This window comes from Alistipes sp., assembly GCF_048465575.1.
GTDB lineage: Bacteria > Bacteroidota > Bacteroidia > Bacteroidales > Rikenellaceae > Alistipes.
The window spans coordinates 59521-72828 of sequence record NZ_DBFWLG010000019.1; the positions used below are offsets into that span (position 1 = coordinate 59521).

General features: G+C 58.7%; 11 protein-coding genes and 2 tRNA genes. 3 read left to right on the top strand and 10 right to left on the bottom strand.

Annotated elements, in window-relative coordinates:
• Positions 1-42: 42 nt before the first annotated feature.
• From ACMQ11_RS06205 to ACMQ11_RS06225, 5 genes are all read right to left on the bottom strand, one after another.
• Entirely contained in the window at positions 43-1425 is a 1383-nt protein-coding gene (locus tag ACMQ11_RS06205; protein ID WP_418991898.1) for a phage integrase SAM-like domain-containing protein, read from the bottom strand.
• 98 nt (positions 1426-1523) lie between these two features.
• Positions 1524-1598 (bottom strand) — tRNA-Arg (locus ACMQ11_RS06210).
• Between the two features lie 180 nt (positions 1599-1778).
• The gene (locus tag ACMQ11_RS06215; protein ID WP_418991899.1) at positions 1779-3278 is read right to left on the bottom strand and encodes an OmpP1/FadL family transporter; all 1500 of its coding nucleotides are present in this window, start codon (positions 3276-3278) and stop codon (positions 1779-1781) included.
• A 357-nt stretch (positions 3279-3635) separates the two neighbouring features.
• Complete coding sequence (locus ACMQ11_RS06220) at positions 3636-4829, bottom strand: pyridoxal phosphate-dependent aminotransferase (protein WP_418991900.1); 1194 nt, start codon at positions 4827-4829, stop codon at positions 3636-3638.
• A 10-nt stretch (positions 4830-4839) separates the two neighbouring features.
• The gene (locus tag ACMQ11_RS06225) at positions 4840-5100 is read right to left on the bottom strand and encodes an HU family DNA-binding protein (protein WP_418991901.1); all 261 of its coding nucleotides are present in this window, start codon (positions 5098-5100) and stop codon (positions 4840-4842) included.
• Positions 5101-5265: 165 nt separating this feature from the next.
• Here ACMQ11_RS06225 and ACMQ11_RS06230 point away from each other — a divergent pair.
• Both ACMQ11_RS06230 and ACMQ11_RS06235 read left to right on the top strand, forming a co-directional pair.
• Positions 5266-5350, top strand: a tRNA-Ser gene (locus tag ACMQ11_RS06230).
• Positions 5351-5891: 541 nt separating this feature from the next.
• Positions 5892-6296 carry a hypothetical protein gene (locus tag ACMQ11_RS06235; protein WP_418991902.1) on the top strand — a complete coding sequence of 135 codons (405 nt, stop codon included), beginning with the start codon at positions 5892-5894 and terminating at the stop codon, positions 6294-6296.
• 262 nt (positions 6297-6558) lie between these two features.
• On the opposite strand, the gene ACMQ11_RS06240 is transcribed toward ACMQ11_RS06235, so the two are convergent.
• Positions 6559-8502 carry a DEAD/DEAH box helicase gene (locus ACMQ11_RS06240; RefSeq protein ID WP_418991903.1) on the bottom strand — a complete coding sequence of 648 codons (1944 nt, stop codon included), beginning with the start codon at positions 8500-8502 and terminating at the stop codon, positions 6559-6561.
• 122 nt (positions 8503-8624) lie between these two features.
• Here ACMQ11_RS06240 and ACMQ11_RS06245 point away from each other — a divergent pair, with 122 nt between their 5' ends.
• Positions 8625-9485, top strand: coding sequence for an enoyl-ACP reductase FabI (locus ACMQ11_RS06245; protein WP_418991904.1), 861 nt, complete (start codon positions 8625-8627; stop codon positions 9483-9485).
• A 293-nt stretch (positions 9486-9778) separates the two neighbouring features.
• On the opposite strand, the gene ACMQ11_RS06250 is transcribed toward ACMQ11_RS06245, so the two are convergent.
• From ACMQ11_RS06250 to ACMQ11_RS06265, 4 genes are read right to left on the bottom strand one after another with little or no spacing between them, the layout of a single operon-like run.
• Positions 9779-10921, bottom strand: a complete 1143-nt coding sequence (locus ACMQ11_RS06250; protein ID WP_418991905.1) for a cytochrome d ubiquinol oxidase subunit II — start codon at positions 10919-10921, stop codon at positions 9779-9781.
• A 7-nt stretch (positions 10922-10928) separates the two neighbouring features.
• The gene (locus ACMQ11_RS06255) at positions 10929-12497 is read right to left on the bottom strand and encodes a cytochrome ubiquinol oxidase subunit I (RefSeq protein WP_418991906.1); all 1569 of its coding nucleotides are present in this window, start codon (positions 12495-12497) and stop codon (positions 10929-10931) included.
• Between the two features lie 8 nt (positions 12498-12505).
• Positions 12506-12715 (bottom strand): DUF4492 domain-containing protein, encoded by a 210-nt coding sequence (locus ACMQ11_RS06260; RefSeq protein WP_418991907.1) that lies wholly within the window; start codon positions 12713-12715, stop codon positions 12506-12508.
• A 52-nt stretch (positions 12716-12767) separates the two neighbouring features.
• Positions 12768-13229, bottom strand: a complete 462-nt coding sequence (locus ACMQ11_RS06265) for a site-specific integrase (protein ID WP_418991908.1) — start codon at positions 13227-13229, stop codon at positions 12768-12770.
• Positions 13230-13308 lie beyond the last annotated feature (79 nt).

Here is a 13308-nt window from a genome sequence, read left to right on the forward strand (position 1 = left end):
AAATATATAACATATTTGCTATATATGCAAATCTTTTGCCAATTATTTTCGCTTTTCCTCTCTCTTTTGGAGCGCCGACCAGTCGAGCAGGCCGATGACGGCGGCGTTGGCCTGCCAGATGACCGACCAGTCGCGGTCGATGTAGCGGTCGGTTATCTTCATATCTTCATCGACATGGTTCAACGCTTCATGCACCGTGTATTTGTCGATGTTGAGGGCTGCCGACCGTGCAATGGTCGCCCAGCTATGGCGGGCGGCGTAGAACGTGATATGTTCCGGCAGGGGTTGTTCTTCGTCCGGCGTGTCCTGCCGCAGTCTTTCGTCTTCGCGGGCCGCCCGCAGGGCCGCGTCGATGCGTTTCAAACCTTGATTCAGCGCGCAGTTGAATGTGTTCCCGTCCCGATAGTGGCGATGAAACCGAAATAGCCGCTCGCCCCTGGGGTCTCGGTATTTCTCGACCAGCGGTGCGATCTGCGGCTCGATCCGAATGTGCATTTCCGCCTCGTCCTCGCGGCGGCTCGCGGTCTTCTGCCGGTTGTAGACGATCACGTCTTCGGCAAGTGACTGTGCAGGACACGACAGCAGGTCGGCGGCGTTCATTCCAGCGAGACCGAACGACAGGAGAAAGCAGTCGCGGGCAAGATCGCGGCGCGTGAACTCGGAAATCGATCCAACACGGCGCGGTTCATCGTCGAGGTCGACGATCTGCTGAATTAAATCGGTGCCGATCGCTCGCTTCTTGACCTTTGGCGGCTGCTTGACCCGGTATTTCTTGAAAGGCGACTGCGGGATGCGGATAACACCTGATTCCTCGTCGTTGAATTCCTGCTTGGCACGGTTGTGAATGTGCCGGATGCAGGCAAGATAAGACGATACGGCGCGTCCGCCTTTCTTGGATTTGTGTAGCTGGTTAACTGTCCGCTTTTTATTGTGGGTTAAGACAGGTTCGGTTTCGATGAACTGCTCGAAACTCTCAAGGAACCGGGCGTTAATCCTGCCGATGTCGAGTGTTTCCGTGCCGATGAATCTCACCAAAGCGTTTAACGCGGTGAAATAGCCCTTTGCGGTTCCCTCGCGCATGGTGGCTGCTATTTTGCGGCCATAGGCAATGAAATCGAGTTGGAACGCCATGCTGTTCTGCTCCTCGGTCTTGATGTAGTCGACGACCTGTCGGACGGTCATAACGTCGGCAGCCGAACCGAGCCGCCCGACGATATTACGCCAGTTCGTAATTATTCGGTTCGTTTCGTCGATGATGCCTTGGTCTTTGATTTTTAGTGCGCGCGTAAGTTGATGCAATGCAGCATACATATTCGTGGACACTTTTAAAAATTGCCGGCGGTGGGTAACCCGGATTTTGACGTTATAGGTTCCGTCTTTTCTCTTATTGAAAGCATAGACGACTGCTTTGAACGTGGTAGGCATAGGCGTAGGGATATGGCAACATGATGGCAACATCTGCGCGCAAATATACAAACGAAGCGTGCAAAAACGAACAAAGCGACGGAATTTTCCGTCGCTTTTGGTACCCTCGCCGGGAATCGAACCCGGATTTGTGGTTTAGGAAACCGCCGTTCTATCCATTGAACTACAAGGGCTTACGCCTGTTTTATCTTGTCTTGCGGAAAGGCCGCGTCCGCGTCCGCTCGAATTCGATTCCCCGCTCCAGCCCACGGTTTAGGAAACCCTCGTTCTATCCCTTGAACTATGGAGCCGGTAAAAAAATGCGGTGCGCCTCCGACGAAGCGCACAGCAAAAGTAGTAATAATTTTCCGATTTTAGAAGTTGAAACCCACGCCGATCGAAAAAACGTTGGCGTGCAGCTTGTAGTTGCCCGAGAAGACCTCTTCCAACTCTCCTTTCAGGTTGTAGACCGGATAGGAGCCCGTGCGTTCGGGGTCGGCCGCCGAGACGTAGCAGTAGGCCAGGTCGACCGACATGAAGCGCGTGGGGCGGAAGCTGACGCCGGCGGTGTACGCTACTTTGGTCATCGAGGGGGTTTCGGGATTGAGGTAGTCGCTGCTCACCGGGCTCTCGTCGACGTACATACCCATGCGGGCCGTCAGCCAGTCGTTGGCCCGGAACTGTCCGCCGAAACGAAATGCCAGCGTGTTGGAGTAGTTCTTGACCGAATAGATCGGCTTGATGCCCAGTTCGGTCTCGTTGAAAACCACGTTCAGCGCTTCGTAGGCCGACCAGCCGACCCATTGCAGGTCGACGGCGAACTCCCACTTGGGCGTCGGGCGGAACGACACGCCCCACGTGACCGAGGTCGGGAGCGGCAGTTCGGCGTTGAACGCCCCGGTGTTCAGCGCCGGAATCGCGGGGTCCTGACCGATGCTGGTGAGCACCTGGTTGAGCAGCGAGAGGTATTGCTGCGCTTCGGCGCTGCCGTAGTCGAGCGTGCCGTGGCCCTTGCCCACTTTCATGTTCATGCGCGAGCGCCAGGTCATGCCGACCGACCACTCGTCGGTGATGTCCCACAGGATACCGGCGTTCACACCCACGGCCACGTCGGCATTGCCCTCGAGTTTGGCCGAAACGATCGGACTGTCGGTGAGGTTATCCTGGAAATATGCGGCTCCGGATCCGGCCTGCTGGGCCATCGCCTTGAACTGTGCCGCTGCTTCGGCTTGTCCGGCCGCTTCGGCCTGTGCCGCTTTTCCAAGCAGGGCCTGCTGGGCCACGGTAAGGCCTCCGGTCAGCGTCTGGTTGCCGCGCCCGATGGGGAGCAGCGAGCGCGACAGGTCGAAATTGCCCCACGTAATCATCAGACCGGCGCCGATGGAGAGGTTGTCGCAGATGCGGTACGACACGGTGGGCTGGAACGTGTAGGCCGCCAGGTTGATCTCCTGCACCAGGTTGGCGCCCGACCAGTTGTCGCCCCATTTCATCGACGAGCCGTTGGGTGTGTAGAAACCCAGGCCGACGGCCAGGCGGTCGATGGGTTTGTAGTTGAAATAGACGTGGATGGGGGTGGAGAGTTTGTTGTCCGACCGCTCGATCGGCCCGCTCGTATAGTCGTTGTCCATGGTCGGCAGCGACTGGTAGTGGACGTTGGAGAGAATGCCCGTGAAGCCGGCCGAAGCGCTGAACTGCGAGGTCTGGAAAGCCGTGGCCGCGGGGTTGAAGAAGATCGATTCCGAATTGAGCTTCATGGCCGTGCCGACGTGTCCCATACCGGTCTGTTTGGCCGACATGTTGTTTACCTGATACCCCTCGGCCAGTGCGCCCGACGTAAGCGCGGCGGCGGCCAGAACGAGGAAAAGTTTTTTCATAACGATTTGGTTTGGTTTGTACTGCCGTATCCCCGGGATACGCAAAAATCGGGGGCAAAAGTAGGAAAACTATCCCCCATGCCCAAATTTTTTGTGCTGAAATTCCCGAAAACTATCCTGAATGACCTAACATTGGCCGATATTTCAGGTGAAAAGTGAAGGTTAAAGGTGAAAAGTATTTATGTCATCCGATGGAGCGTAAGCGACGAGCGGTCCTCCGCATAGGAGGATAAACGGCCGATTCCTCACGGACGCTCGGAATGACACACACGTGTGCTCGACACTCCTCGCGGATTGCTCGGAATGACAAAAATCACGTTCGGGTAATGGATATTCAGAGTTCAGAATTGTAAAAGCCTACCTTGCGTTGTAGGCTTCCAGTGCTTTCTGAAGAACGAGCAGCGCCCGTTCGAGGTCCTCCTTTTTCAGGACGTAGGCGATGCGGACCTCGTTGCGGCCCAGCGCGGGATCGGAGTAGAAACCCGAAGCCGGGGCCAGCATCACCGTCTCGCCCTCGTAGCTGAACTCCTCGAGGCACCAGGCGCAGAACCTGTCGCTGTCGTCCACGGGCAGCCGCGCCACCGTGTAAAATGCACCCATCGGGATGGGCGAGTAGACGCCCGGAATGCGGTTCAGTCCGTCGATCAGGCATTTGCGCCGCTCGATATATTCCTCGTAGACCTCCGTGCTGTACGAACGCGGGGCGTCGATCGAGGCCTCGGCGACGAGCTGCCCCAGCAGCGGGGGCGACAGCCGTGCCTGGCAGAATTTCATCACGGCATCGTGCAGCGCGCGGTTCTTGGTGATGAGCGCACCGATGCGGATACCGCACTCGGAGTAGCGTTTCGACACGGAGTCGATCAGTACGACGTTCTGCTCGATCCCCTCCAGATGGCAGGCCGAGATGTAGGGCGAACCGGTATAGATGAACTCGCGGTAAACCTCGTCCGAGAAGAGAAAGAGGTCGTGCTTGAGAACCATGTCGCGGATGCGGTCCATTTCGCGGCGCGTGTAGAGGTAGCCCGTGGGGTTGTTGGGGTTGCAGATCAGAATGCCCCGCGTGCGGGGACCGATCAGCTTCTCGAACTCCGCCACGTCGGGCAGTGCGAAACCCTGCTCGATCGAGGAGACCACGGGCCGGATGATCGCTCCGGCCGAGATTGCGAAAGCCATGTAGTTGGCGTAGGCCGGTTCGGGCACGATGATCTCGTCGCCCGGATTGAGACACGTCATGAAAGCAAACAGTACGGCCTCGGAGCCGCCCGTGGTGACGATGATGTCGTCGGCCGACAGGCGGATCTGGTACTGCGCATAGTACTCCACCAGCTTTTCGCGCAGCGAGCGGTAACCGTCGCTGGGGCTGTACTCCAGGACCGTGCGGTCGATCCGCTTCAAAGCGTCGAGCCCCACCTGCGGGGTGGGCAGGTCGGGCTGGCCGATGTTGAGGTGGTAGATTTTAGTGCCTCTTTCGCGGGCGGCTTCGGCCAGGGGAACGAGCTTGCGTATGGGGGAGGCGGGCATCAGGCAGGCCCGTTGGGAGATTTCCGGCATGTCTGGGCTGTTATTCGATTTCGGCCGTGGGACGGAACTTGATTACCTTGCGGGACGGAATCTTTACGGCTGCGCCCGTGCGGGGGTTGCGGCCGACGCGTTCGGCCTTTAGCTGTACGCAGAATGTTCCCAAACCCGTCAGCGAGAGCCTGTCGCCCTCGCGGAGCGTCTGCACGGTCGTTCGGATCAGGGCGTCGATGGCTTTGCGCGCCTCGACACGTGTGATGTTCGCATCGAGGGCGATGGCCTCGACCAGTTGCGATTTGTTCATGGCCAGAGTTGTGTATGAGATTCCTGTAACCTAACTTGCAACAAAGATATGTAAAAATTGTAAAAGACAAAAATCGGAGTGGGTTTCGGCGCTTTGTCCCGCGCGCGGCAAATAAACGCCCCGGTGATTTGGCGGAATGGAAAATCCGTGCTATTTTTGTCACTCGGAAAGATGGCGGAGTGGTCGATCGCGGCGGTCTTGAAAACCGTTGAACCGCAAGGTTCCGGGGGTTCGAATCCCTCTCTTTCCGCAGATGCAGCGAAGCGGCAGGATATTTTGTCCTGCCGCTTTTTTGTGCCCGGGCTGCACGCGGGAAATGAACTTCCCGCGTGCGTCCGGGCTCCTCGTCGTAAAAGTTATCCGGTGTCGCAACTCACTTACGTGCTGAATATAAGAATACCCAACTCATGCGGGGATGGGTAATATTATGACAGATAGAAAAATCTTCCACGCCCCAACTACTTTTTTTGCATCCACCAGGCAGGATTTCGGTATTTTTATAATGAAGCTGGAACGAAAAAAGCCGAAATGCAATAATAAATATCAAACATTGAATAAATAATACAAAAATATCTTCTAAACCTTAGAAATCCATTTGGCAGTTCCGGGATAAATTTGGAACTTTCGTTAATCGGCGGCAAATAATCTCTTCTAATTCAAGCCGGATCGAAACCATGCCTGTCGACGGATTTCCTAATCATTTTGGGTCCACTTGGACCGGACCGCCGTTTCATCCGCAAACCGTGGCAGATTTTATCCGGTTATTCACTAACCCTTTAATTTCTACCACCATGTACATCACAAAGTACCTGAAGCGGCGCATTCTCATTGCGCAGAATCTCAAGGAGCTCTATCTCCAAAAGAGCAATGCGGATTGGACGCTCGGCAAAATCCACAAGCGCTTCGGCGCGGACCTGTTGGGCGTCAACCGCGAAACGTTCGTCAAGTATTGCACCAAGTACGAAGCTCCGGACGAGGAACTGGCGTTGCATATCGCGGCCGTGCTTCCGTTGTTGGAACCCTTCCGCATCCTGGCCAACGACTTGGAGACCGGTAAGATTCGGCCATCCGACGTGACGGACCCAATTTACAAACCACTTGTCGATCTCTACAAGGAGCGGGCATTCCGCAGGCGCGAGGCTGAACGCGAGCGCCGGGAGGCCCTCCGCAGGGAGAAGCTCGAGCACGAGAAATAGGCCGAGCGTTCGATAACGCCCCGCGACTCCCCGGTTCGGATTCGGTTTGAGCGGACACCCTTGCAGGGGTGTTTCAAACCGGGTTTTCGGACCGGACGGGGCGTCGTGTCCTTATGGGAGGGGGGGGGACGGCCCGGAGACCAGGTCGGCCCCTCGGCGAAAGTCTCCCCGAAGCTGGAATGTGCGATCCAAGGATTTCAACCCGCAAAAAGCCCCGGAAACGGTCAAGTTCCGGGGCTGGATCGAACGGACGCCGGTCGCGCTATTTGCGGCCCTGCTTCTTGGCGATGCGGCGGGCGGCCGTGGTCGGCGCCTTGGGGGTCTTGCGGACGCTTTTGGTTGCGCGGCCCTCGGCGTTGCGGCCCCACTTTTCGGCCTCGTCGTATTGCTGGAACGCCGACCAGTCGAACCCCTCGTTGCCCATCTTGCTGAAATCGGGAAATTCGGGTTTTAATTTGGATTTGAGCTTCTTACGGGTTTTTTCAACCGCTGCGGACGCGCGCTCGGAGCTCTCTTCCCGCGCCGAGCGCTCCTCTTCGCGCGGAGTTGCGGGAGCGGCTTTTCTCTGCGCCGGTGCGCCCGGCGCAGGAGAGGACTTGGCCCGGCGGGGCCGCTCGGGAGCACCCTCGCGGTCGGGGTTGGCGATCTTGGCCAGCGGGCGGCGTCCGCGGTTGAAGCGGTTGAGCTGGCTGACGATCTCTTCGGCATCGCGGAACGGCACGCTCACGAACGAGAAATCCTCGCCGATGTGGATGTCGTCGATGTGTTTGTCGCGCATGCCGCACTTGGCCTTGAGCATCTCGGCCAGCTTGCGGGCGGTGTAGCCGTCGCGGCGTCCGACGCCGATGAACAGACGTGCGGTGCCCTTGCGGTCGACCGAGAACGAGCGGATTTCGGGGTAGTTGCTCTGGTCCAGCTCGCTGCGGAACGCCAGTTGAAGCAGGGCGCTCAGGGCCTCTTCGGGACCGTACTGCTCCAGCAGTTCGGCGGCGAACTCCGTGTAGGTCGCGGGGCTTTCGTTCTCGACGATTTCGCGCAGGTCCTCCTTGATCTTCAGCCGTTTCATCTCCACGATGTCCTGCGGCGAAGGGAGCGTCTCTTTCTTTATGTCCACCTTGATGTCGCGCATCAGAAAGTTGAACTTGCGGAACTCCGAGGGCGAGATGAACGTGATGGCGGTGCCCATGTTGCCGGCGCGGCCCGTGCGGCCGATGCGGTGGACGTAGCTCTCCGAATCCTGCGGCAGCGAGTAGTTGATTACGTGCGAGAGGTTACCGATGTCGATACCGCGGGCCGCCACGTCGGTGGCGACGAGGATGTTTGCCGAGCGCTCCTTGAATTTGCGCAGAATTTTCTCGCGCTGGGCCTGCGACACGTCGCCGTGCAGCGCTTCGGCGGCGTAGCCGTGCGCGAGCAGGCGGCCCACGATCTCGTCCACGCCGATCTTCGTGCGGACGAAGACGATCCCGTAAAAGTCCGGCTCGATGTCGATGATGCGCGTCAGGGCGTCGAACTTGTCTGCCTCGCGGACCTCGAAATAGATCTGCTCCGTCAGATCGGCCGTGATCTGCTTCGACTCCACGCGCACGATCTCCGTGTCGCGCATGTAGTTCTCCGAGAGGCGCACGATGCGCTGAGGCATGGTGGCCGAGAAGAGCAGAACGCGGCGCTCGTCGCCCGTGTGGGACATGATCTCCTCGACGTCCTCGACAAAGCCCATGTTGAGCATTTCGTCGGCCTCGTCCAGCACCAGGAAGCGCACCTGATCGAGCTGCAACGTGCCCCGGCGGATGTGGTCCAGCACGCGGCCCGGAGTGCCGACGACGATGTCGACGCCTTTCTTCAGGCGCCGGAGCTGCTCGCTCATGGCCGCACCGCCGTAGATGGCCGTGATCGAGAGGCGGCGTTCGGCGTTGTAGGAGATCAGCTCCTCGGCGGCCTGCAACGCCAGTTCGCGCGTGGGTACCAGCACGATGGCCTGCACCGGACCGTGGGCCGGCTGGAGCGTCTGGAGGATCGGCAGCCCGTAGGCCGCGGTCTTGCCCGTGCCGGTCTGCGACTGGGCGATGAGGTCGTTGCTCCGGTCGAGCAGCCGGGGAATGGTGAGCGTCTGGATGGAGGTGGGGGTTTCGAATCCCTTGGCGCGTACGGCCGCGAGCATTTCGTCGGAAAGGCCCAACGCGCTGAAATTGTCTGTATCGGTCATCTTGAATTATTAAACGGTGCAAAGGTACGACAAATAAACGGATTATCGGGGCTTCGGCGCGCGCGGCTGGCCCGATTAAAAAAAAATTGTTACTTTTGTCCGGATTTTTAAACCCAATGACTATGGCATCTCAATTATTGAAAGGCAAGAAAGGACTGATATTCGGTGCTTTGAACGAGCACTCCATCGCGTGGAAAGTGGCCGAACGCGCCGTCGAGGAGGGCGCCGAGATCGTGCTGACCAACACGGCCGTCTCCATCCGCATGGGAACGATCGCCTCCCTGGCCGAAAAATGCAATACGATCGTCGTTCCGGCCGACGCGACCTCGGTCAGCGACCTGGAAAACCTGATCGACCGCACGATGGAACACTTCGGCGGCAAGTTCGATTTCATGCTCCACTCCATCGGCATGTCGCCCAACGTCCGCAAGGGCCGTACCTACGACGATTTGGACTACGACTACCTCTCCAAGACGCTCGACATTTCGGCCGTCTCGTTCCACAAGGCCATCCAGGTGGCTCGCAAGAAAGACGCCATCAACGAGTGGGGTTCGATTGTGGCCCTTTCGTACATCGCAGCGCAGCGCACCCTCTACGGTTACAACGATATGGCCGACGCCAAGGCGCTTCTGGAATCCATCGCCCGCAGCTTCGGCTACATCTACGGCCGAGAGAAGCACGTGCGCATCAACACCGTCTCGCAGTCGCCGACCCCGACCACGGCCGGAAATGGCGTCCTGGGCATGGGCGACCTGATGTCGTTCGCCGAGAACATGTCGCCGCTGGGAAACGCTTCGGCCGGGGACTGCGCCGACTACGTGCTCACCCTCTTCTCGGATTTCACCCGCAAGGTCACCATGCAGAACCTCTACCACGACGGCGGCTTCTCCTCGATGGGCATGTCCCGCCGCGCCATGAAGACCTACGAAAAGGGCATGCGCTTCGAGGATGTGCACGCCAATCAATATCCTTTCGGAGAATAATTTTGATGATTGCGGCGCACCTGCCGCACATCCCTCAAATCCCCGAATGGGACGTACCGCAAGTACTACCCATCCGGGGATTTTTCACGATGCACGACATCTGCACCGCACTGATCAAAATTGGCAGCCTGCGTCAGGACAAAACCTGCTCCTCTAAAATCAAAAATCGAGAACGATCATCCGCCCCGTTCTTCACGATGCACGAAACTCTCTCGCCTAAACTCGAAAAAGGGGAATGCCTCCGTCCAGGAACGATCTAATTTTTAATTTTTAATTCTTAATTTTGAATTGCGTCAATAGTGGTGCGGGTCGCCCTCGATCTCTTCGCGCGTGAGCGGCTTGCGGTTCATCGAGCGCCAGGCGTACCAGATATAGGCCACCACGAACGGAATGAAGAGCGAAACGATGCTCATCACGCGCAGCGTAAAGAGGCTCGACGAGGAGTTGCGGATCGTCAGCGACGACTGCATGTCCGCGAGCGAGGGGTAGTAGGCCGTGCCGTTCCACCCGGCCGCGAGCAGCAGCGCCAGCACCGTGAGGACCGTGCCCACCCCGCCGAACCAGATCGCCCGGCGGCTGCCGCGCCACCCCAGCACGATGCTCCCCACGACCGAGACGACGCCCGCGAGCAGCATCACCCCCAGGTAGGGCATCTCCAGGAGGTTGTGCAGGTATTTGTAGGGTTCGACAACGATCTCTCCCGCAGCGTCTTCGGCCCAACCGTCGGCCAAGAGCAGCCGCACGAGCCACGCGACGAAAAAGAGGAGGAACCCCGCGGCGACGGGGAGTATCCGCCGGCGGGCGCGGCGGCGGATGGCTTCGTGGTCGATGTTGTTCAGAAAATACTGGCAGCCGAGCAGCATCGCCAGAAAGACCACCGCTATGCCCAGCAGCAGATTCCCGCCGTAGACGACCGCCTCCAGCCCGTGCCAGGGCGTCGTCCACTGCGAAATGACGGCCGCACCGCCCTGGTTGGCCAGGTTGAGCCGGTCGATGGTGAAAAACGCGCCCGAAAAGAGTGTCCCGAGCGCCGTGCCCAACAGCAGCGGTCCCAAGAGCCCGTTGACGACCAGAAAGGTGTTGAACGTCCGCTCGCCGAACGGATTGCCCGGTTTGCGGCGGTACTCGAAAGCCACTGGCTGGAGGACGAAGACGAACAGAATGGCCATCCAGACATAGAACGCCCCGCCGAACGAGGTGGAGTAAAAGAGCGGAAACGAAGCGAAGAACCCGCCGCCGAAGACCACCAGCGTCGTGAACGTCAGCTCCCATTTGCGGCCCAGCGATGCAGCCACGAGGTTGCGCTCCTCGTCGGTTTTGCCGAGGCTGTAAAAGAGCGCCTGCCCGCCCTGTACGAAGAGCAGGAAGACCAGCAGCGCCGCCAACAGCGAAATCACGAGCCACCAGTAGTGTTGCAGAAAAGTCAGCGTATCCATTGAAAGTCTATTTTTCGTTTTCGGGACCGATTTTGATCTGGCGGCCGAGGATGCTCACCTCGGCGACGAGCAGCGCCGTGAAGAGCGCCAGAAAGAGGAAGAACGTCACCGACACCGAGCCGCTCGGGATCTTCGACGCCGCCACGCCCACGGGCATCAGGTTCTGAATGGCCCACGGCTGGCGCCCCACCTCGGCCAGGACCCACCCGGCCTGCGAGGCCAGATAGGCCAGCGGCACGCACCAAACGGTCGTCCACAGCATCCAGCGTTTGCGTTCGAGCGTCCCGCGGCGGTTGAACCACCATACGAGGGCCAGCACGAGGATGAAGAGCAGCCCCGCCCCGACCATCACGCGGAACGAGTAGAACAGAAGCGGCACGTCGGGCACGGTCTGACGGGGCGACGAGAGGTGGCCGTACCCGAAATAGGCGAAATTGTCGGCGAGAAACTCCCGGCCCGCGGGGGTTGCGGGGTCGAATTTTTCTCGCACCTCCCGGATCGCCGCCTCGTCGCCCGCAGCGAGCTCCGCACGGTAGCGGGCCAACTCCTCCACGGCCACGCGGCCACGCGCCATCTTCTCCTCGGCGGAGAGGATTCCCTGCTCCGTATTGCCGTATACCAGGTCGTTGATACCCGCCACGTAGGCGTCCGCGTCGCGGAAACTCATCCACGAAAGTAGCCCCGGAATATCCCACTTGAAATAGAACGCATCCGCGTTGCTGCTTTGTTCCGCCTGCGGCCGCAGCACGCCCACGGCGGTGAGCGGTGCGCGGCGGCTGCCGTCGTAGAGCGCCTCCATGGCCGCCAGCTTCATCGGCTGCACGCGCGCCACGACGGCCGCCGAACGGTCGCCCGTGGTGGCGGTGAGCAGTGCGAAGATCAGCCCGAAGAACGAAGCCGTGGCGATGCTCTTGCGGGCCAGTTCCCGCTCGCGGCCCCGCAGGAGGTACCAGGCGCTCACGCCTACGACGAACAGCGCCGCCAGCACGAACGACGAGGTGACCGTGTGGGTGAACTTATTGATCGCCACCGGCGAAAGGAGCACGTCCCGGAAAGAGGTCATCTCGTTGCGCACCGTGTCCAGATTGAACGTGCAGCCCACGGGGTACTGCATCCAGGCGTTCGCCACCAGAATCCACAGCGCCGAGAGGTTGGCGCCGATAGCCGTCAGCCACGTGGCCGTGAGGTGGAACCCTTTCGAGACCTTGCCCCAGCCGAAAAACATGACGGCGATGAACGTGCTCTCGAGGAAGAATGCCAGGATGCCCTCGACGGCCAGCGGCGCACCGAAAATGTCGCCCACGAAATAGGAGTAGTTGGACCAGTTGGTGCCGAACTCGAATTCGAGAATCAGCCCCGTGGCCACGCCGATGGCGAAATTGATGCCGAAGAGCCGCATCCAGAAGCGCGTCGTGCGCCGCCAGAACACGTCTCCCGTCCGCACGTAGCGCGTCTCGAAGATAGCCACCAGCACGCTCAGCCCGAGCGTCAGCGGCACGAAGAGCCAGTGGTAGATGGCCGTCATGGCGAACTGCGCGCGCGACCAGTCGACTGTTTGCAGGTAATCCGATAGCATAGGGGTCGTTATTTTTCGGGGACGAGGTTTTCCAGCACGGTGGCGGCCCGCTCCCGGGGATCTTTGCCCGCCAGCTGGTCGGGAAAGAAGAAGAGCCGCAGGACGCCGAAGAGGATGAAGAGCTTGATGAGAATGATGGCCCACAGCGTCCGCCCCAGGGTCATGCTGCGGAAGCCGTCGACGTAAAACCGGATTATCCTTTTCGGAAGCGATGCCATACCTTGCGCGATTCTTCTACCAAAATTATGCAAAAAAACCGGAAAGTCAAGTTTAATCGGCAGAATGACCTTGTGTTTTTTGTCGATTTTCCATTATTGCCAGAAATTTGCTCATTCGTTCGACGCATCGTTTTTTCTGGTTGAGATTGGGATGCACATAGAGATTGAGCGTCGTAGCGACATTGGAGTGGCCGAGTATGGCACTGACGGTTTTATAATCGCATTGGCTTTCGATGCAGCGGGTGGCAAATGTGTGTCGCAGTCCGTGGAACACGATCAGCGGAATACCGAGGCGATTTAAAAGGCGGGAGAAATAGTCCCGGTAAGAACGTGGTTCTTTCGAATGCGTCGAAATACCCACCACAAAGGGTGACCGGGAGAGCTTCTTCACCGATTTCAAGGGTTGCAAGAGTTGTTTTGAAACAGGGATTTCCCGGCAGGAATTTTTGGTCTTGGGCGTGGAGGCTATTTTCTCCGTAAATATCCGTTCTAATGCATCTTGTGCAAGGATCATCGGGTCTTTATCTTTGTGTACCGATTGGATGATCTATAAAACGGTCGGCAATTGATTATGGACAATAAGAAATACGACC

Excerpts from the sequence above, each read along its gene's own strand:
- ACMQ11_RS06245 (WP_418991904.1), top strand. The coding sequence starts at position 8,625 with ATGGCATCTCAATTATTGAAAGGCAAGAAAGGACTGATATTCGGTGCT.
- ACMQ11_RS06265 (WP_418991908.1), bottom strand. The coding sequence starts at position 13,229 with ATGATCCTTGCACAAGATGCATTAGAACGGATATTTACGGAGAAAATA.
- ACMQ11_RS06240 (WP_418991903.1), bottom strand. The coding sequence starts at position 8,502 with ATGACCGATACAGACAATTTCAGCGCGTTGGGCCTTTCCGACGAAATG.
- ACMQ11_RS06235 (WP_418991902.1), top strand. The coding sequence starts at position 5,892 with ATGTACATCACAAAGTACCTGAAGCGGCGCATTCTCATTGCGCAGAAT.
- ACMQ11_RS06215 (WP_418991899.1), bottom strand. The coding sequence starts at position 3,278 with ATGAAAAAACTTTTCCTCGTTCTGGCCGCCGCCGCGCTTACGTCGGGC.
- ACMQ11_RS06225 (WP_418991901.1), bottom strand. The coding sequence starts at position 5,100 with ATGAACAAATCGCAACTGGTCGAGGCCATCGCCCTCGATGCGAACATC.
- ACMQ11_RS06260 (WP_418991907.1), bottom strand. The coding sequence starts at position 12,715 with ATGGCATCGCTTCCGAAAAGGATAATCCGGTTTTACGTCGACGGCTTC.
- ACMQ11_RS06255 (WP_418991906.1), bottom strand. The coding sequence starts at position 12,497 with ATGCTATCGGATTACCTGCAAACAGTCGACTGGTCGCGCGCGCAGTTC.
- ACMQ11_RS06250 (WP_418991905.1), bottom strand. The coding sequence starts at position 10,921 with ATGGATACGCTGACTTTTCTGCAACACTACTGGTGGCTCGTGATTTCG.
- ACMQ11_RS06205 (WP_418991898.1), bottom strand. The coding sequence starts at position 1,425 with ATGCCTACCACGTTCAAAGCAGTCGTCTATGCTTTCAATAAGAGAAAA.
- ACMQ11_RS06220 (WP_418991900.1), bottom strand. The coding sequence starts at position 4,829 with ATGCCGGAAATCTCCCAACGGGCCTGCCTGATGCCCGCCTCCCCCATA.